A 16,761-nucleotide genomic window follows, 5' to 3' on the forward strand; every position below is an offset into this window, starting at 1 on the left:
GAGTGGTAGTTCAGTTGGTTAGAATACCGGCCTGTCACGCCGGGGGTCGCGGGTTCGAGTCCCGTCCACTCCGCCAATCTTGCAAAAAAGCAGCCCCAGGCTGCTTTTTTTGCATTTCCCGCCACAGCGCACCCCCACCGCTCTCCCCTTTTCAGCCCATCCGCATGTTGCGGTTGCAAAATGCCTTATAGCTGGCAATACTGTCAGACTTTTAAAAATTCATATCAAGAGATTTCACATGAACAAGACAGCCCTGCTGGCGCTATGCCTGAGCAGCCACGCCTCCTGGGCCGGCAGCGGCAGCGAAGAAGCCACATGGCAATACACTGTTCAGGCGGGCGACACCCTGTGGTCATTCGCGGCCAAGCACCTGATTTCGCCTACTTATGTGCCGAAACTGCAACAACAAAACGGCATCGCCAATCCCTACCGGCTGACACCCGGCAGTCAGCTCGCCGTTCCCTATAGCTGGACCCGGCAAAACGAATCGTCGGTCACCATCGAAGCGCTGTCCGGCGCCGTCAACGTCCAGGATGCGGATGGACAGCCGCTGAAGGCTGCGCCCGGCCTCCACCTTCAGGCCGGCAGCCGGATTTCCACCGGCAAGGACGCCATGCTGAAATTGCGCATGGCAGACGGCTCCATGCTGCAGTTGTGGTCCAACAGCAAGCTGACGCTGGGCAAACAGGTGTTCTACCCCACCACCGGCGCCATCCAGTCGCAAAACCGGCTGGATCACGGCTCGGCGAGCAACGCCGTGGTGCCCAGGCAGCTGATGCCCAACCGTTACCAGATCTACACCCCATCGGCGGTGACCACGGTGCGCGGCACCGAGTTCCGCGTGCGCAGCCTGAACGACCAGGACACCGCGGCCGAAGTGCTGCACGGAAAGGTCAATCTGGCGGCTGACGGCGAAGAGCTGGACATTCCCGCGGGATTCGGCGGCCGCAGCGGCGGCAAACAATCGGTAGCCCTGCCCAAGGCGCCCACGCTGGACGGCGTGATCACCGTCAGTCCCTTCAATCCTCCGCTGCTGGAATGGCACAAGCAGAACGGCGAAGCCGGCTATCAGCTTGCGCTGGCCGACGCCCAGACCCAGCAGCAACTGTACAATCGCAGCACGGAAATGGCGCGCTTCTACCCCGAACTCCCGCAAAATGGCCGCTACTTGCTGACCATTCGCGCTCGCAACGCCCAAGGCATCGAAGGCTACGACGCCAGCCGCGGCTTCACCCTGGCCGCCAGCCCGCTGCCGCCGCTGATCTTCAGCGACGCCAAGCGGACCAGTCAGCGCGCGCAGACGCTGTGGGTAGGCAGCAGCGCCAGCCCGGAACATCCCGCCTGGCTGCAAGTGGCCCGCGACCCCGCCTTCGCCGACATCTGGTACCAGGGCAGGCTGGAGCAGGATGCCTTCGCGCTCAATCTGCCCGACAAGGGCAAATGGTACTGGCGGCTGGCCTCGCTGGATGACAAGAACCAACCCGGCCCCTATGGCAACACTCAGGAACTGAGAATCAAGGCCTGGTATGAAATGGGTCTGCCTGGCGACCGCAAGCTGCAATCCCGCCGTTACCCGGTGGCCAAGGCGCGCTACACGCTGCAACTGGCCCGGCCGGACGAGCCCGGCCGCATCATCTGGCAGCAGGGCGCCGACGAGCCCGCCTGGTCGCTGCTGCGCATGCCCAGCGGGCGTTTCGTCGTCACCATTCTGGTGGACGGCGACGGCGGATACCATGCCGAAGAACGGTATCCCGCGCTGCTTTTGCCGTAAAATCATACGATGCGCTCCACCCAGATCTCCCGCTACAGCAGGGGCATCCCCCTGCTGCTCGCCCTGCTCGGCCTGCTGCTCATCGCCAGCCAGCTGCTGGGCCGGCTGGATTTCTGGCTGTACGACAGCCTGACCCGGGCCAATCCGCTGCACCCGCCGGACCAGAACCTCATCGTCATCGCCATCGACGAAAAGAGCTTGTCCGAGCTGGGCCGCTGGCCCTGGCCACGCGCCTACCACGCCCAGCTGCTGGACAAGCTGGGCGGCGCCAGCGCTGTCGGCTTCGACATCGCCATCGCCGAACCCTCGCGCGACCATCCGGAAGCCGACAAGCATCTCGCCGAAGCCATCCGCCGCAACGGCAAGGTGGTCGGCCCGGTGTTTCCGGAATTGCAGGCCGGCCAGCTGCTGGAAACCCGCCCGCTGCCGCCGATCGCATCGGCGATGGCCGCGCTCGGCCACACCGATTACGAACGTGACGAAGACGGCACCATACGCCGCGTCTATCTGCGGGCAGGCCTGGGCGCGCCGCGCTACCCCAGTTTCGCCGCCGCCGTCTGCGCCGTAGCCAACGGCCAGAAAGAGGCCATCCCTCCAGCCCAGCCGCCCCGCCCCGGGCAGGCCTGGCAACGGCGCGACCTGGTGATGGTGCCGTTCAGCAGCGGCCCCAAGCCCTTTCACACCGTATCGTACAGCGACGCGCTGAATCGGCTGCCGCCCTCGTTCTTCGAAGACAGCATCGTGCTGATCGGCGTGACCGCCAATGGCCTGGGCAACCAGCAGCCGACCCCGGTTTCGGCGAATAACACCGGCATGTCCGGCGTGGGAATAGACGCCTACATGGTGCACGGCCTGCTCACCCACCAGCAGATACGGCCGATGCCGCTGCCATTGGAATGCCTGCTGGGCGCGCTGCTGCTGGGGCTGGGCGACTGGCTGCTGTCGCGCCGGGTGCGCGCGCGCAGCCTGCTGGCCGGCTACGCGCTGGCCTCGGGCGCCGTGCTGCTGTCGTCGGCCGCGCTGCTCTACTTCGCCTCAATTTGGGCCGGCGGCAGCGTGGTGGCCATCCTGCTGCTGCTCAGCGGCACGCTGCGCTACGTCAGCGGCCAGGCCCAATTGTTCTCGCTGGCCTTCACCGACGGCCTGACCCGGCTCTACAATCGCCGCCACTTCGATGAAGTGTTCGGCCATGCCGTCGAGCAAAGCCGGCAAAAGCGCAAGCCGCTGGCGCTGCTCATTCTCGACATCGACCACTTCAAGAAATACAACGACCACTACGGCCATTACGCCGGCGACGAAGCGCTGCAGAAAGTGGCGCGGGCGCTCAAAGACTGTTTCCGCCAGAAAGGGCAATTGGCCACCCGGCTGGGCGGCGAGGAGTTCGGCGTGCTGCTGACGCCCGGCGACGCGCCGCAAGCCCTGTCCGCCGCCGAGCGCTTCCTCGGCCATCTGGCGGCGATGGAGCTGCCCCACTCCGCCAGCCCGCTCGGCAAGATCAGCTGCAGCATAGGCGTGCGCGCCTGCGTCCCCGGCCCCGCCGACAGCACCCGCACCCTGTTCGAACAAGCCGACCAGGCGCTGTACGAAGCCAAACGCGGCGGCCGCAACCGCGCCAGCCTTTACTTTTCATCCGACGCCGACGCAAAAAAAAGCGCGGACGAGACGTCCGCGCTGCTGGATTGAGAGTCCGGAAAGCGTTCAACGGCGGCGGCGGGCAACCAGCCACAGCGTCCAGACGATAACGCCGGCGAAGAACACCGCCACCCAGAACGGCATGGTCATGCCAAGGAAGCGGCCATGAATTTCCGCGCACTCGCCGCTGCCCTTCAATACCTTGGACAACACATCCCACAAGGGAAAGGATTCCATCAGGAATTCCAGGCCCGGGCCGCATTGCGGCACCTGGTCGGCCGGCAGGCTCTGCAGCCACAACTGGCGCAGCGACACGCCCGCGCCCGCCAGGCCGGCCAGCGTCACCAGGCCGCCCCACACCCGCGCGCCGGTCCGGCCGGGATTGTGCAGCGCCGCCAGCAGCGCCAGCGCGCCCACCGCCATCACGCCGATGCGCTGCAGGATGCACAGCGGGCACGGCTCCTGGCCAAGCTGGTATTGCGCGAACAGCGCAAACCCCATGGCGCCGGCGCAGGCGGCCGCCACCAGCAAGAACCCCTGACGGTTCGTGATATTCAAACCCATCCCCCTTAACCTTTCCTGTTATGTCCAGTGAGTGAACGCAGTGTAAACGGAAAAGCTGAGATTGGGGCGGCGAGGCAAAGTTCCGGGCGTCACAGCTCCAAAAATTCCCGGATCGCGTCCTTTTGCTGCAAGGTGTCGCGGTAGCCCAGCGCGATCAGCTCGCGGCAATAGGCCGGCTCGAACAACAGATAGGTGGCGAGCGCGGTGCCGCGCTGCCGGGTGGCGCCGGTGCCGCGCATGATGAAACGCAGCATGGCCGGGAACAAATGGGTGTGGCGGTAGACGATGCCTTCCAGCGATTTGCTGGGATTGAGCTGGAAAATATCCACCTTCTTGAGCTGAGTCTGGTGGGCCAGCTCCTCGCTGCTCTGCAACAGCGACACCGTATGGTTGATGCGGGTCAAACGCTCCATGTCCACCGCCATGCTGTCGATGAACACGCTGTTGAGCAGATGGCCGAATATCTGGGCCGGCATCGGATAAGAGCCGACATTGCGCCGCTCTATCGTGTCGGGCCGCTTGCTGGCCAGCCCCACCACGAACAGCTTCTCAGCGCCCAGGTGCAGCGCCGGCGACAGCGGCGACAGCTGGCGCACCGCGCCGTCGCAATAAAACTTCTCTCCGATCCGCACCGAGGGGAAGATCAGCGGAATCGCAGCCGTCGCCATCAGATGGTCCAGCCCTATCCGCTCGCGCACGCCCAGGCGCTGATAGCGCATCCATTCGCCCAAGTGCTCCTGCCCCTGGAAGAAGGTGACCGACATGCCGGTGGTGTAGCAGGACGCGGTCAGCGCCAGCGCCTGCAGCGCGCCGGAGTCTATCGAAGGCGCGATGCCCTCGAACGGCATCCAGCGCCCCAGCGTGTCGCGAAGCGGCGCGTTGTCGAGAAAGCTTTGCGGATTGTTCCAGGCCTGGCCCGCGCTCAGCAGGGACACGCCGAAGTGCAGGAAGGTCTTGATGAAGTAGCCGGCGCTGACATCGTAGACATCGGCGATGTGCAGATGCTTCCACACCTTGGCCAGCGTATTCACCGCCAGTTGGAAATTGCCGGCTCCAGCCGCCAGCGCCACTGCGTTGATCGCCCCCGCCGAGGTGCCGCAGATGATGGGAAAGGGATTGTGCCGGGGGTCCGGCAGCAAGCGGGCAATGCCCAGCAGCACCCCCACCTGGTAGGCCGCGCGGGCGCCCCCGCCCGACAGCACCAAACCGATTCTGCTCGGTCCGCCCATGCTCGTCTCTTTCTTAACGCCTTGTCAGTTCTATTTAGACATAGTCAAAAAGACGAAGCGACCGCAAGCGCCAGAACGAGACAGGGACGAAACAGCCGAAAACGCGGGGGCTTGCGAACGGCGAAAGAGCCTGCTTGAAAGATGACTCCCAAGCGGCGCGGCGCTCGAGCAGGCGCTCAGAAACCTCCCGCCTGCAGCAAGGCCCACAAATGCGCGGCCACCAGCGCGCGCCATGGCGAGAATGCCTCCAGCCAGGCCTGCGTCTGCCGCTGGTCGGGCTTGTCGGCAGCGCCCAGCACCATGCCCAATGCCTTGCGCACGGCGACATCGCCATGCAGCGAGCCATCCAGCCAGCCATAGCCGCGCAGCAAGGCGTAGCTGACCGTCCACGGCCCGATGCCGGGCACCGCCAGCAACCGTTCGGAGATTTCTTCCGCCGCCGCGCCGTCCAGCCAGGCATCCAGCGGCAGCTCGCCATTCGCCGCGGCCTGGCTCAAGGCCAGCATGGCGCGGCTCTTGGCGCGCGAGAAGCCGGCCTCGCCCAACTGATCGGCCGTCAGCGCCGCCAGCCGCTCCGCATCCGGGTGGCACAGCAGGCCGGAGGAATGGCGGCAATCGCACAGCAGCAGCATGCGCCGGCGTATCGTCACCGCCGCGGCCACGCTGATCTGTTGGCCGGTGATCGCCCAGGCCAGCGCCTCGAACGGTGTCGCCGTCTGCGGCACCCGGAGGCCCGCGCGCGCGGCGATCAGGCCGCCCAATTGCGGATGGCCGCGGTATTGGCGCTCGAACGCCTCCACCGGCTGATTCAGACCCAGCATGCGCCGGCCCATGCGCTCCAGCTCGCCGATATCCCCCCCTCCTCCGTCCGCATCCAGCTTCAGAACGGCCCGGCCGGAATGGAAGCGCAGATCGAGACAGGCCGGCAGGCCTTGCCACAGCAAGCCTTTCTTCAAACCGTCGTCGTCCACCTGCTCGGCCAGCCGCTCGCCGTCGCGGCGGTGGAAAGCCAGGATGTCCTGCGGACGGAAGCCGGCCGGCAGCGCGATATCGCAATGAATGACGGACATGGATCAGCGGGCCTTGCGAAAAGTGAGATTGATGCGGCGTCCGCCCAGCAGCGGGTGGATGCCAGGCTGGACCGGCTGCACGCCATGGAAGCGCATCCGGTCCGGCCCGCCCCACACCAGCACGTCGCCATGCTGCAGCAGAATGCGGGCGGCCTTGTCGGCGCGGCGCAGGCCGCCCAGCAGGAATACCGCGGGCAGGCCCAGCGACACCGAGACGATGGGCGCGGAGAAATCGCGCTCGTCCTTGTCCTGGTGCAGGCCCATCCGGGCGCCGGGCAGGTAGCAGTTGATCAGGCAGGCATCGGGATCGAAGCCGGCGAAGCCCGCCTCGGCGGCCGCGTCCCGCGCCAGCTCGCGCAGCAGATCGGGCATCGCCGGCCAGGGCTGGCCGTTGTCGGGATCGACGGCGGAGTAGCGGTAGCCGCGGCGATCCGACACCCAGCCCCAGTCGCCGCAGCTGGAGGTGGCCACCGACATCGCCTGCCCGCCCGGCGTGACCATGCCGCGCGGCGGCGACTGCCTCAGCACCGCCTCCACCGCCTCAAGCAGCCGCGCCTCGCCGGCGCGGACCCAGCCGTGCAGCAGCGCGGTACCGGCCGACAGCGGCTCTAGCCACGACCCCTGGTCCGGCGCGAACAGGCTGCCGCTCACTCCTCGCCGGCCACCGTCATGCCACCGACCAGCACCGAGCCGATGCGGCGGCCGCCGCGATCCAGCACGTCGTCGGCGATCGCTTCGATATTGAGGAACATGTCGCGCAGGTTGCCGGCGATGGTGATCTCCTCCACCGGGTAGGCGATCACGCCGTTTTCCACCCAGAAACCGGCCGCGCCGCGCGAGTAGTCGCCGGTCACGGTGTTGACGCCCTGGCCCAGCAGCTCGGTCACCAACAGGCCATTGCCCATCTGGCCCAGCAACTCGGCGAAGCTTTCCCCGGTGGAGTGCACCACCAGATTGTGCGCGCCGCCGGAGTTGCCGGTGGTCTGCATGCCCAGCTTGCGCGCCGAGTAGCTGCTCAGGAAATACCCCTGCAGCACGCCGCCGTCCACCAGGCGGCGCGACTGCGTCGCCACGCCCTCGCTGTCGAAAGCGCTGCTGGCCAGCCCGCGCAGCAGGAACGGATCTTCGTCTATCGTCACCTTGGACGCCATCACCGGCTTGCCCAGCGCGTCCAGCAGGAAGGACGACTTGCGGTACAGATTGCCGCCGCTGATCGCCGCGGCCAGGTGGCCCAGCAGCGACATCGCCACCGGCGCCTCGAACAGCACCGGGTACTGGCCGGTCTTGACCCGCCTCCCGCCCAGGCGGCGCACCGCGCGCTCGCCGGCGATGCGGCCGATCTCCTCCACCGGCGCCAGATCGTTCTGATGGCGGGCGGCGGAGTACCAGTAGTCGCGCTGCATCACGCCGTCCTGCTCGGCCACCACCGCGGCCGACAGGCTGTGGCGGCTGCCGGCGAAACCGCCGCTGAAGCCGTTGCTGTTGGCGTAGACGAACTGGTTGGCCTGGGCGGACACGCTGGCGCCCTCGGAATTGCGGATGCGGGCATCCACCGCGCGCGCGGCGTCCTCGCAGCGGCGCGCCAGCTCGATCGCCTCTTCCACCGGCAGCTGCCAGGGGTGGAACAGGTCAAGGTCCGGCAGATCGTCGGCCAGCAGTTGCGGATCGGCCAGGCCGGCGCAATCGTCCTCGGCCGTGTAGCGGGCGATGTCCAGCGCGGCGCGCACGGTGTCGGACAGCGCCTCGTCGGAAAAATCGGACGTGCTGGCGTGGCCTTTTTTCTTGCCCAGGTAGACCGTGACGCTGACGCCCTTGTCCTGGTTGTATTCTATGGTTTCCACTTCGGACAGGCGCACGCTCACCGTCTGGCCGACGCCCTCGGAAACATCGGCCTCGGCCGCGCTGGCGCCTTGCTGGCGCGCCAGCTCGAGCACGCGGCCGGCGATCCCGCTCAAGGTATCGGGACTGAAACTGAATGTCTTATCTGCCATAGTATCTTTCGGAACGTGGAAACGGCCGGCGGCCTTTTCCGGTATCATACCAGCCTTGAAAACCGAGTGAGACCTAGCAACAATGACCGACCACCAGAACGACGACGATGGTTTCGTCAGCAAGTCCCAGCGCAAGCGCGACATGGACGCGCTGCAGGATCTGGGTAGCGAACTGGTCGAGCTGTCCAAGGATACGCTGAAGAAAATGGCGCTGCCGGAGGATTTGCTCTCCGCGCTGCTGGAATACAAGCGCCTGAGCGCGCACGGCGCCATCCGCCGCCAACTGCAATACATCGGCAAGCTGATGCGCAATGTCGATCCCGAGCCGATCCAGCAATACCTGCAGATCCTCAAGGGCGAATCGTCCGAGCACATCGCCTGGCAGAAGCTGCTGGAGCGCTGGCGCGACAAGCTGATGGCCGACGACGCCAACCAGCCGCTGTTCCTGCAGAGCTTCCCCGAGACCGACCCCAAGCAGCTGCATTCGCTGGTGCGCCAATCGCGCAAGGAAAAGCAGGACAACAAGCCGCCCAAGGCCTTCCGCCAGCTGTACCAGTTGATCAAGGAGCAAATCCCCGAGCCGGGCAAGCCGCGCATCTGGCAAAAGGATGAGGAAGAGGACGACGAGTGATGCTGAAGATAGGCCTGGTTTCCATTTCCGACCGCGCGAGCCAGGGCGTCTACGAGGACAAGGGCCTGCCCGCGCTGCGGGACTGGCTGTCCCGCGCCATAGCCACGCCGTTCGAAACGGCGAGCCGGCTGATCCCTGACGAGCAGCCCGGCATCGAAGCCGCGCTCAAAGCGCTGGTCGACGACGAAGGCTGCCAGTTGGTGCTGACCACCGGCGGCACCGGCCCAGCCCCGCGCGACGTGACGCCGGACGCCACGCTGGCGGTGGCCGACCGCGTGATGCCCGGCTTCGGCGAGCAGATGCGCCAGATCAGCCTGCGCTTCGTCCCCACCGCCATCCTGTCGCGCCAGACGGGCGTGATCCGCAAACAGAGCCTGATCCTGAATCTGCCCGGACAGCCCAAGGCCATCCAGGAAACGCTGGAGGGCCTGCGCGGCGCGGACGGCAAGGTGGAAGTGCCCGGCATCTTCGCCGCCGTGCCCTACTGCCTGGACCTGATAGGCGCGCCCTACATCGAAACCGACGAATCGGTGGTGAAGGCCTTCCGGCCCAAGTCCGCCATCAAGCCGACGCCATGAGCTACCGCGCTCCGCGCTGGCTGCGAGGCGGCCACGCCCAGACCATCTGGCCGGCGCTGGCCGTCAAGCAGGACGCCCCGTCCTACCGCCGCGAGCTGTGGGACACGCCGGACGGCGCGCGCATCGCGCTGGACTTCGTCGACGGCCAGCCCGGCGCGCCGCTGGTGGTGCTGTTCCACGGCCTGGAGGGCAGCAGCGCCAGCCACTACGCCAAGGCGCTGATGCAGGCGGTGGCCTCGCGCGGCTGGCACGGCGCGGTATCGCATTTCCGCGGCTGCGGCGGCGTGGACAACCCGCTGCCGCGCGCCTACCACGCCGGCGACGCCGCCGAGGTGCGCTGGATCTTGCAGCGGCTGTCCGGCCGCTTCGCCGCCATCGCCGCCGTCGGCGTGTCGCTCGGCGGCAGCATGCTACTCAATTACCTGGCCGACGACGGCGAAGCCGCGCTGCCGCAAGCCGCCGCCGCGGTGTCCGCGCCGCTGGACCTGGTGGCCGCCAGCACCCGGCTGGACCGCGGCCTGGGCAAGCTGCTGTACACCCGGATGTTCATGGACACGCTCAAGCCCAAGGCGATGGCGTCGCTACAACGCCATCCGGGCCTGTTCGACGGCGCCAGGCTAAGCCGCGCGCGCACCTTCATCGAGTTCGACAACCTGGTCACCGCCCCCATCCACGGTTTCGGCACCGCGCTCAACTACTGGACCCAGGCCAGCAGCAAGCCCCGGCTCGGCCAGATCGTCCGCCCCACCCTGGTGCTGAACGCCCGCAACGACCCCTTTCTGCCGGAAAGCGCGCTGCCGGACCCCAGCCAGGTATCGCCTGCGGTGACGCTGGACTTCCCCAAGGACGGCGGCCACGTCGGCTTCGCCACCGGCCCCTTCCCGGGCCGCATAGACTGGCTGCCGCAACGGCTGCTGGAATTCATCGCGCCGCATCTGAGGGCCGCATCGTCCTAACGTCATAGGCATTGACGATCCCGCCGCCTGAATGGCAAGTTTGAGGACTTGCCACCAGGGGGAATTTTCCATGCCGAGCCCAGACACCGCCGAGCGCAGCCTCACCATCCAGTGGGACGATCCGATGATAGGCGCCCGCGCCGCCCAGACGCTCAGCGGCCTGGAATACCTGCGGGAAATGGAGTCCGGCCGCATCCCGCCGCCTCCGGTGATGAAGCTGCTTGGCTTCGATTTCGTCCGCGCCGCGGAAGGCGAAGTGGAATTCGCCTTCGTTCCGCACGAATCCCATTTCAACCCGATAGGCAGCGTCCACGGCGGCGTGATCAGCACGCTGCTGGATTCCGCGATGGGTTGCAGCGTCCACTCGCTGCTGCCGCGCGGCAAGGGCTACACTACGCTGGAATTGAAAGTGAATTTCGTGCGCGCCGTCCAGCCCCGCCACGGCAAGCTGCTGTGCTGCGGCCAGGTCATCCACGCCGGCGGCCGCATGGCTACCGCGGAGGCGCGGCTGCAGGACGAGGCCGGCAAGCTGTACGCCCATGCCACCACCACCTGCATGATCTTCGACGCCCCGGCCGGCTGATCGGCAAAAGGAAGGAACCATGCTCCGCTCCGCCTTATTGTGCTTCGCATTCGCCTTGCTGACCGGTTGCTCCACCATGGCCGACCGCCTCAAAGGCTCGCTGACGCCGCCGCCGGGCCAGGCATATGCCATCGTCTCGCTGACCGGCAAGGCATTCGACCCCGACCGCGCCACCATCGGCCTGACAGTCAGCGACGCCGGCGGCCGCGTGGCGGCCCAGGACATCGCCAGCCTGATCACAGACACGGTGTTCGGCGAGGAAGGCATGTCGCCGGCGGAGGGCAAGCTGGTGCTGATGGCGCTGCCCCCGGGCGACTACCGCGTTTCCGGCGCGTGGGGCCACTGGGTGGACGACGGCGTTTTCGGGTCCAATCTGCAGATGAAGCAGTTTCGGCTGAACACCCCCTTCCATCTGGATGAGGGCGAAACGGTCTATCTGGGGCAGGTGCAGGTGGAAATGTCCTTCCTGCCGGAAGTGAAGCTGTCCGACGAGCAGCGGCGCGACTTCGGCCACATGCGGCGGGTATGGAAGATCAAGGACCTGAGCCAGGTGAAGATCCGCCCGCTGGCGATGCCGGCGGCGGCCCGGCCATAAAGCGATTCAGGGCTTGTACCACAGCTTGTACAGATAGGCGGGCTTGACCGCCGCCACCGCCGCGCTGACCGGCTCCATCACATGGTAGGCCGACTGGCGGCTGTCGCGCAGCAGGGGGTCGGCATAAGGCGGGCCATCCAGCTTGCGCAGCGCCGCCACCTTGGGCGTGTTGGCCTTGTCGCCGCGGTGGGTCACCACCGCCACCTCGTTGCTGGCCAGCCGCACGAAGCTGCCGGGCGGATAGATGCCCATCTCCTTCACCAGCAAGGACACATGCTGCGGCGGAAAACCGCCCAGCTCGCCGCGGAACAGGCTGCCCAGCACCAGCGCCGGCAACTGAGGCTGCGGGTTGTGCACGCAGCCGCACACCAGATCCACCATCTGCAGCAGCAGGGCGTCGGTTTCGATCTCGTCTCCCGCCAGACCCTGCGGATAGCCGCTGCCGTCCTGCTGCTCATGTTGCTGCTGTACCAGCAGATGCCAGTATTCGTCGTCGACACCCGCCTCCCGCAGCATGGCCGAGCCCAGCGCCGGGTGGGCGAACATCGCCTCCTGCTGCGCCAGATCCATCGGCGCGCTCTGCGCCGCCAGTTGGTTGAGCAGTCCGGTGACGGCGAGATTCATGCTCAGGGCCGCGCCCAGCATCGGCCGCAACTCGGCGTCGGACAACCCCAGCCGCCGCCCCAATACCGCCAGCACCGCGGCCACGTGCACGCTCTGCGCGCTGCCTATGCATTGGAACGGCAACAAAAACACGCTGGCCAGCACGCCGTCCGGGTGGCGGCGGCTGAGCGCCAGCAACCCTTCGGCCATGCCCAGCAGGCTGCCGGCCAGGTCCCGCACCGCCAGTCCATGCTGCAACACGCCCTCGGCCCGCCGCAGCAAGAAGGCCATCTCCTGCAGCGGGTTGGCGCTGTTGCGCTGCTGATCAGCCTCTTTCTCGCGCTGGGCGGCCCGTTCCAGCCGCTCGCGCTCAAGCTTGGCCGCCACTTCTTCGCTTTCGCCATGCCCCAGCTGCGCCAGGCGGTCGCGCTGCTCCTCGGTCAGCACATACAGACCTCGCTTCAGCAGCAGCACGCCGTTCTTGGCGTACACATCGACCGGAGCTTGCTGGCCGGCGCGGAGAAAATTGCGCGGCAGTTTTACCTTTGCAGACGAATCCGTCATATTCCACTTGCATCAGTTGCGCCGACACCTTGCCGGCCATCGCTTCAAAAATCGCCCAAGGGTGTCCTGATGCTTGGACGCATTGCCGATTTTGTTAGTTCTACTTAGAGCAGCTACCAGTGTTTATTCAAATTTTATCGAAAATCGGCGCGGACACCAGTCCCCGCCCCGATAAAGGAGTCATCTCGACATGAGCGACAACAGCGCACCCCTTCCCCGCCGCAGCTTTCTCGCCGGCGCGGGCAGCCTGGGTTTCGCACTGGCCGTGCAACCCATCGCCGCCAGCACCATCCTCACCGACAGCCGGCAATTGCAAACCGGCCATCCGGACATCGACACCGGCAAGGGAACGATGCCCGGCTACTACGCCCGTCCGGCCGAAGGCAACGGCCCCTGGCCGCTGGTGATCGTGATCCAGGAAATCTTCGGCGTGCACGAGCATATCCAGGACTTGTGCCGCCGGCTGGCCAAGCAAGGCTACCTGGCCGTGGCGCCGGAACTGTATTTCCGCCACGGCAATCCGGCGCAAGCGCCGGACATCGACAGCCTGTTGCGCGACATCGTCTCCAAGGTGCCGGACGGCGAGGTGATGAACGATCTGGACGCCACCTGGCGCTGGGCCGGCGCGCACGGCGCCGACCTCAAGCGCGCGGCCGTCACCGGTTTCTGCTGGGGCGGGCGCCAAACCTGGCTCTACGCCGCGCACAACCCGCTGTTGAAGGCGGCCGCGGCCTGGTATGGCAAGCTGGAGGGACCGGCAAGCGCCAATGCGCCGCGCCAGCCGCTGGACATCGTCGGCGAGTTGAAGGCGCCGGTTCTTGGACTGTACGGCGGACAGGACCAGAGCATCCCGCTCGCCGGCGTGGAGAAAATGAAAGCCGCGCTGCGCGCCGCCGGCAAGGACAGCGAGATCGTCGTCTACCCCGATGCCGGCCACGGTTTCAACGCCGACTATCGCCCCAGCTACCACCCGCGGGATGCCCAGGACGCCTGGCGCAGGATGCTGGACTGGTTCGCCCGCCATGGCGCGCGTTGAGCCGGCTGGCTACGCGCCGCCGACCACATTGCCCAGCTCCAGCCGGGTGCGCACCACCTGGTTGAACAGCTGCAGCCAGTAGGGATCGAACTGCCGCTCCGACGCGTTCAGCTCGGCCACCGCCCGCAGCATCGAGCGGCGCTGGCCTTGCTGGGCGTGCTTGAGCATCACCGACTCGAACGCATCCACCAGCGCCAGCACGCAAGCGCCAGAACAGATGGCGCCGTCACGCAGCCCGTCCGGATAGCCGCTGCCGTCCGGACGCTCATGGTGCTGAGCCACCATCGCCGCCGCCTCCTCCCAACCCGGCATGCGCTCCAGCAGCCCCGCCGCCCAACCCGGATGCGCGGACATATCACGCCGTTCCTCATCGCTCAGCTGACCGGCTTTCAACCACATCGACTCCGGCAGCAGCATCATGCCGATATCGTGCATATAGATGGCGGCTGCCAATTGCTCCATCGGCAATGGCTGCTTGGCCAGGCGATTGGTTTCCAGCGCAAGCGCCAGGTTGCGCTCGGTGCGGCCGGCATAGGCTGGCAGACGATGTTCCAGCTGTACCGCCAGAGACCGGAAAAACTGCAGGTCGGCAAATCGATGGCCGCCATGCGTCCCAGTTTGTTCGGCGGCCGCCTGCGCGACAACGGGCGGATGCCCCATCATGCTGGCCACCAGCCAGGCGCAGGCCTGCGGCAGCTCCTCCGCACTCTTGTCCAGCAAAGGGTCCAGCCTCATCCGCAAGGCGTCCATCCGCAAATCATCCAAGGGGGCATCGTCCGCGACCGCGTCCAGCATCAGCACCAGCCGGTCCATCACAAGCAGCAGCACATCGCCCAGCACGTCCAGATATGGCAGCTCCTTGCGCCGGACCCGGTCCAGCAAATGCTCCAGCACATGCATATAAGGCTCTACAAAGTGCACCTGACACAGGCTGGCGTCGCCCTTGATGCTGTGCAGGATGCGGAACAACTGCGCGATTTTCTCCCCATTGCCGCTGCCGTCCTCCAGTTGGCAGACCAACTGTTCGAGCTGCGGCGCGTAATCGGACACTGCGTCGCGAAAGTCCTGGAACGCAATAGGATCGATGATTTCCGGCATCAGTTGCTGCGTGGCCATATGGAACCCCTTCGGATTGGCGTTTTATCCAGTATATGCAAGCATGGCCGCTACGCATCCCGACACGCGCAACGCCCTTCAATGTAAACATCCTGTCCAAACGTATTGAATTATTCGTAAAAACAGATCACGCCTGCAGAAAACGCTTGCCATGGCGTGCAACTAGAGGCAATATTCCCCCCGCAGGATGCTCAAGTTGTGTGATGTGTAGTTGTCGTAGTGGCAATAGCCGTACCTCAGTCGCCATTTCCCTTGATCTTCGTGCCTTTTATTCAACTGCTCGTTTTGAGGAATTTAACAAAATGGCAACCGGCATTGTTAAGTGGTTTAACGACTCCAAAGGCTTTGGCTTCATCACCCCGGACGAAGGCGGCGACGACGTATTCGCTCACTTCTCCCAGATCAACGCCAAGGGCTTCCGCTCCCTGTCCGAGCAACAGCGCGTGAGCTTCGACATCGTCGAAGGTCCGAAGGGCAAGCAAGCCTCCAACATCCAGCCCATCTAATCTCTCTCGTAGAGATCATTTGGTCGTGATGAGAAAACCCGGATTCGTCCGGGTTTTTTGCATTCTGATCGAGAAAATTCGCGCCATCGCCATCGGAGCCCGCATGTCCGACAACCACGAAACCGTGATCGCCGCCACCCGCGAATGGGTGGAGAAAGCCGTGATCGGCCTCAACCTGTGCCCGTTCGCCAAGTCCGTGTACGTGAAGAACCAGGTGCGCATCCAGGTCAGCGAGGCCGCCAATCCGCAACAACTGGCTGAAGAGCTGGCCGCCGAGCTGAAGCTGCTGGCCGACACCGACCCGCAGGAAATAGACACCACGCTGCTGGTGCACCCGAATACGCTGGCCCGCTTCCTGGATTTCAATGAATTCCTGGACATAGCCGACGCCATCGTCGAAGACCTGGGTCTGGACGGCGTGATCCAGGTGGCCAGCTTCCACCCCAAATTCCAGTTCGACGGCACCGGCGTCAACGATATCGACAACTACACCAACCGCTCGCCCTATCCAACGCTGCATCTGATCCGCGAAGCCAGCATAGACCGCGCGGTGGAGGCGTTTCCGGAAGCCGAAGCTATCTACGAGCGCAATATCGAAACGCTGCAAACGCTGGGCCTGGCCGGCTGGAAAGCAATGTTCGCGCCCAAGCCATCCGAGTAAGACGCTCCGCAAAACAAAAAGCGCAGCCCATGGCTGCGCTTTGTCGTTTGCGCCCCCGCCTCAACGCGGATGACGGCCTTGCTTGTCCGCATAGAAGGCCTGGATTCTGGGCATGTCCGCGGCGATATCGCCGCTAGGCTGGAACAACGGCCCGAAACCGCCCTCCTTGCGCCCATAGTCCAGATAGGCCAGCGCGATCGGCACGCCCGCGCCGCAGGCGATGTGGTAAAAACCGGTCTTCCACTCCTTTACCGCCTTGCGCGTGCCTTCCGGCGGAATCGCCAGCACCAGCCTGTCGCTGCGCTGAAACACGTCCACCATCTGCTGTACCAGCGAATTGTTCTGATGCCGCATCACCGGCACGCCGCCCAGCCAGCGCATCACCGGCCCCATCGGGCCCTTGAACAGCGTGTGCTTTCCCATCCAGTAGATCTTGGCGCGGGCGGCGAAGCACAGGCCCAGCGTGATCGGAAAATCCCAATTGCTGGTATGCGGCGCGCCTATCATCACGTACTTGCCCAACGCGGGAAACTCTCCCCTCAGCTTCCAGCCGCACAGCTTGAGCATGACGATGGACAGCCAGCGAAACAGATCGCGGACGATTGGGGTATCGAAAATGGTGAAATGCATGGCTGCCCTGTTGCAACGGCGCGGTTCCGCGCGCAAGGGCGGCAT

General features: G+C 65.6%; 18 protein-coding genes. 10 read left to right on the top strand and 8 right to left on the bottom strand.

Going from position 1 to position 16,761, the window contains the following annotated elements; genetic code table 11:
• Positions 1–238: 238 nt before the first annotated feature.
• Entirely contained in the window at positions 239–1,771 is a 1,533-nt protein-coding gene (locus VA599_RS04775) for a FecR family protein (RefSeq protein WP_346787808.1), read from the top strand.
• 9 nt (positions 1,772–1,780) lie between these two features.
• Positions 1,781–3,454, top strand: coding sequence for a CHASE2 domain-containing protein (locus VA599_RS04780; RefSeq protein WP_346787809.1), 1,674 nt, complete (start codon positions 1,781–1,783; stop codon positions 3,452–3,454).
• Positions 3,455–3,469: 15 nt separating this feature from the next.
• Here VA599_RS04780 and VA599_RS04785 read toward each other — a convergent pair whose 3' ends face one another.
• The 5 genes from VA599_RS04785 to pmbA form a co-directional block, all read right to left on the bottom strand.
• The gene (locus tag VA599_RS04785) at positions 3,470–3,967 is read right to left on the bottom strand and encodes a disulfide bond formation protein B (RefSeq protein WP_046167135.1); all 498 of its coding nucleotides are present in this window, start codon (positions 3,965–3,967) and stop codon (positions 3,470–3,472) included.
• A gap of 89 nt (positions 3,968–4,056) precedes the next feature.
• A complete protein-coding gene (locus VA599_RS04790) occupies positions 4,057–5,196 on the bottom strand; it encodes a patatin-like phospholipase family protein (protein WP_031295437.1) in 1,140 nt (379 codons plus the stop codon).
• Between the two features lie 176 nt (positions 5,197–5,372).
• On the bottom strand, positions 5,373–6,266 hold the full coding sequence (locus tag VA599_RS04795) for a DNA-3-methyladenine glycosylase family protein (RefSeq protein WP_346787810.1): 894 nt from the start codon (positions 6,264–6,266) through the stop codon (positions 5,373–5,375).
• Between the two features lie 3 nt (positions 6,267–6,269).
• Positions 6,270–6,917, bottom strand: coding sequence for a DNA oxidative demethylase AlkB (alkB, locus tag VA599_RS04800; RefSeq protein WP_346787811.1), 648 nt, complete (start codon positions 6,915–6,917; stop codon positions 6,270–6,272).
• Complete coding sequence (pmbA, locus tag VA599_RS04805) at positions 6,914–8,257, bottom strand: metalloprotease PmbA (protein ID WP_346787812.1); 1,344 nt, start codon at positions 8,255–8,257, stop codon at positions 6,914–6,916. The genes alkB and pmbA overlap by 4 nt, the downstream gene beginning before the upstream one ends.
• A gap of 82 nt (positions 8,258–8,339) precedes the next feature.
• Here pmbA and yjgA point away from each other — a divergent pair, with 82 nt between their 5' ends.
• The 5 genes from yjgA (at position 8,340) to VA599_RS04830 (ending at position 11,600) form a co-directional block, all read left to right on the top strand.
• Positions 8,340–8,888 carry a ribosome biogenesis factor YjgA gene (gene yjgA, locus VA599_RS04810; RefSeq protein ID WP_221667992.1) on the top strand — a complete coding sequence of 183 codons (549 nt, stop codon included), beginning with the start codon at positions 8,340–8,342 and terminating at the stop codon, positions 8,886–8,888.
• Positions 8,888–9,466, top strand: a complete 579-nt coding sequence (gene mog, locus VA599_RS04815; RefSeq protein WP_021475257.1) for a molybdopterin adenylyltransferase — start codon at positions 8,888–8,890, stop codon at positions 9,464–9,466. The genes yjgA and mog overlap by 1 nt, the downstream gene beginning before the upstream one ends.
• Complete coding sequence (locus tag VA599_RS04820) at positions 9,463–10,422, top strand: YheT family hydrolase (protein ID WP_346787813.1); 960 nt, start codon at positions 9,463–9,465, stop codon at positions 10,420–10,422. Before mog ends, VA599_RS04820 begins: the two co-directional genes overlap by 4 nt.
• Before the next feature lie 70 nt (positions 10,423–10,492).
• On the top strand, positions 10,493–11,005 hold the full coding sequence (locus VA599_RS04825) for a PaaI family thioesterase (protein WP_346787814.1): 513 nt from the start codon (positions 10,493–10,495) through the stop codon (positions 11,003–11,005).
• A 19-nt stretch (positions 11,006–11,024) separates the two neighbouring features.
• Positions 11,025–11,600 carry a hypothetical protein gene (locus VA599_RS04830; RefSeq protein ID WP_346787815.1) on the top strand — a complete coding sequence of 192 codons (576 nt, stop codon included), beginning with the start codon at positions 11,025–11,027 and terminating at the stop codon, positions 11,598–11,600.
• Positions 11,601–11,606: 6 nt separating this feature from the next.
• Here the strand turns inward: VA599_RS04830 and VA599_RS04835 are convergent, their stop codons facing one another.
• The gene (locus tag VA599_RS04835; protein WP_346787816.1) at positions 11,607–12,767 is read right to left on the bottom strand and encodes an HD-GYP domain-containing protein; all 1,161 of its coding nucleotides are present in this window, start codon (positions 12,765–12,767) and stop codon (positions 11,607–11,609) included.
• Positions 12,768–12,957: 190 nt separating this feature from the next.
• On the opposite strand from VA599_RS04835, the gene VA599_RS04840 reads away from it, so the two are divergent.
• Positions 12,958–13,803: a dienelactone hydrolase family protein gene (locus VA599_RS04840; RefSeq protein ID WP_346787817.1), complete on the top strand. Its 846-nt coding sequence runs from the start codon at positions 12,958–12,960 to the stop codon at positions 13,801–13,803.
• Positions 13,804–13,812: 9 nt separating this feature from the next.
• Here the strand turns inward: VA599_RS04840 and VA599_RS04845 are convergent, their stop codons facing one another.
• Positions 13,813–14,919: an HD domain-containing phosphohydrolase gene (locus tag VA599_RS04845; protein ID WP_021475251.1), complete on the bottom strand. Its 1,107-nt coding sequence runs from the start codon at positions 14,917–14,919 to the stop codon at positions 13,813–13,815.
• A 302-nt stretch (positions 14,920–15,221) separates the two neighbouring features.
• Between VA599_RS04845 and VA599_RS04850 the strand changes: the two genes are divergently transcribed.
• Complete coding sequence (locus VA599_RS04850; protein WP_021475250.1) at positions 15,222–15,425, top strand: cold-shock protein; 204 nt, start codon at positions 15,222–15,224, stop codon at positions 15,423–15,425.
• Positions 15,426–15,528: 103 nt separating this feature from the next.
• A complete protein-coding gene (locus tag VA599_RS04855; protein WP_031295434.1) occupies positions 15,529–16,086 on the top strand; it encodes a DUF1415 domain-containing protein in 558 nt (185 codons plus the stop codon).
• A gap of 60 nt (positions 16,087–16,146) precedes the next feature.
• Here the strand turns inward: VA599_RS04855 and VA599_RS04860 are convergent, their stop codons facing one another.
• Positions 16,147–16,716 (bottom strand): lysophospholipid acyltransferase family protein, encoded by a 570-nt coding sequence (locus tag VA599_RS04860; RefSeq protein WP_104947695.1) that lies wholly within the window; start codon positions 16,714–16,716, stop codon positions 16,147–16,149.
• Between the last annotated feature and the right edge of the window lie 45 nt (positions 16,717–16,761).

The organism is Chromobacterium indicum, from assembly GCF_039708975.1.
In the GTDB taxonomy this organism is placed as follows: domain Bacteria; phylum Pseudomonadota; class Gammaproteobacteria; order Burkholderiales; family Chromobacteriaceae; genus Chromobacterium; species Chromobacterium piscinae.

What these genes read in the sequence shown, in the direction of transcription:
- VA599_RS04775 (WP_346787808.1), top strand. Translation starts at nt 239, where the DNA reads ATGAACAAGACAGCCCTGCTGGCGCTATGCCTGAGCAGCCACGCCTCC.
- VA599_RS04780 (WP_346787809.1), top strand. Translation starts at nt 1,781, where the DNA reads ATGCGCTCCACCCAGATCTCCCGCTACAGCAGGGGCATCCCCCTGCTG.
- VA599_RS04785 (WP_046167135.1), bottom strand. Translation starts at nt 3,967, where the DNA reads ATGGGTTTGAATATCACGAACCGTCAGGGGTTCTTGCTGGTGGCGGCC.
- VA599_RS04790 (WP_031295437.1), bottom strand. Translation starts at nt 5,196, where the DNA reads ATGGGCGGACCGAGCAGAATCGGTTTGGTGCTGTCGGGCGGGGGCGCC.
- VA599_RS04795 (WP_346787810.1), bottom strand. Translation starts at nt 6,266, where the DNA reads ATGTCCGTCATTCATTGCGATATCGCGCTGCCGGCCGGCTTCCGTCCG.
- pmbA (WP_346787812.1), bottom strand. Translation starts at nt 8,257, where the DNA reads ATGGCAGATAAGACATTCAGTTTCAGTCCCGATACCTTGAGCGGGATC.
- yjgA (WP_221667992.1), top strand. Translation starts at nt 8,340, where the DNA reads ATGACCGACCACCAGAACGACGACGATGGTTTCGTCAGCAAGTCCCAG.
- mog (WP_021475257.1), top strand. Translation starts at nt 8,888, where the DNA reads ATGCTGAAGATAGGCCTGGTTTCCATTTCCGACCGCGCGAGCCAGGGC.
- VA599_RS04820 (WP_346787813.1), top strand. Translation starts at nt 9,463, where the DNA reads ATGAGCTACCGCGCTCCGCGCTGGCTGCGAGGCGGCCACGCCCAGACC.
- VA599_RS04825 (WP_346787814.1), top strand. Translation starts at nt 10,493, where the DNA reads ATGCCGAGCCCAGACACCGCCGAGCGCAGCCTCACCATCCAGTGGGAC.
- VA599_RS04830 (WP_346787815.1), top strand. Translation starts at nt 11,025, where the DNA reads ATGCTCCGCTCCGCCTTATTGTGCTTCGCATTCGCCTTGCTGACCGGT.
- VA599_RS04835 (WP_346787816.1), bottom strand. Translation starts at nt 12,767, where the DNA reads ATGACGGATTCGTCTGCAAAGGTAAAACTGCCGCGCAATTTTCTCCGC.
- VA599_RS04840 (WP_346787817.1), top strand. Translation starts at nt 12,958, where the DNA reads ATGAGCGACAACAGCGCACCCCTTCCCCGCCGCAGCTTTCTCGCCGGC.
- VA599_RS04845 (WP_021475251.1), bottom strand. Translation starts at nt 14,919, where the DNA reads ATGGCCACGCAGCAACTGATGCCGGAAATCATCGATCCTATTGCGTTC.
- VA599_RS04850 (WP_021475250.1), top strand. Translation starts at nt 15,222, where the DNA reads ATGGCAACCGGCATTGTTAAGTGGTTTAACGACTCCAAAGGCTTTGGC.
- VA599_RS04855 (WP_031295434.1), top strand. Translation starts at nt 15,529, where the DNA reads ATGTCCGACAACCACGAAACCGTGATCGCCGCCACCCGCGAATGGGTG.
- VA599_RS04860 (WP_104947695.1), bottom strand. Translation starts at nt 16,716, where the DNA reads ATGCATTTCACCATTTTCGATACCCCAATCGTCCGCGATCTGTTTCGC.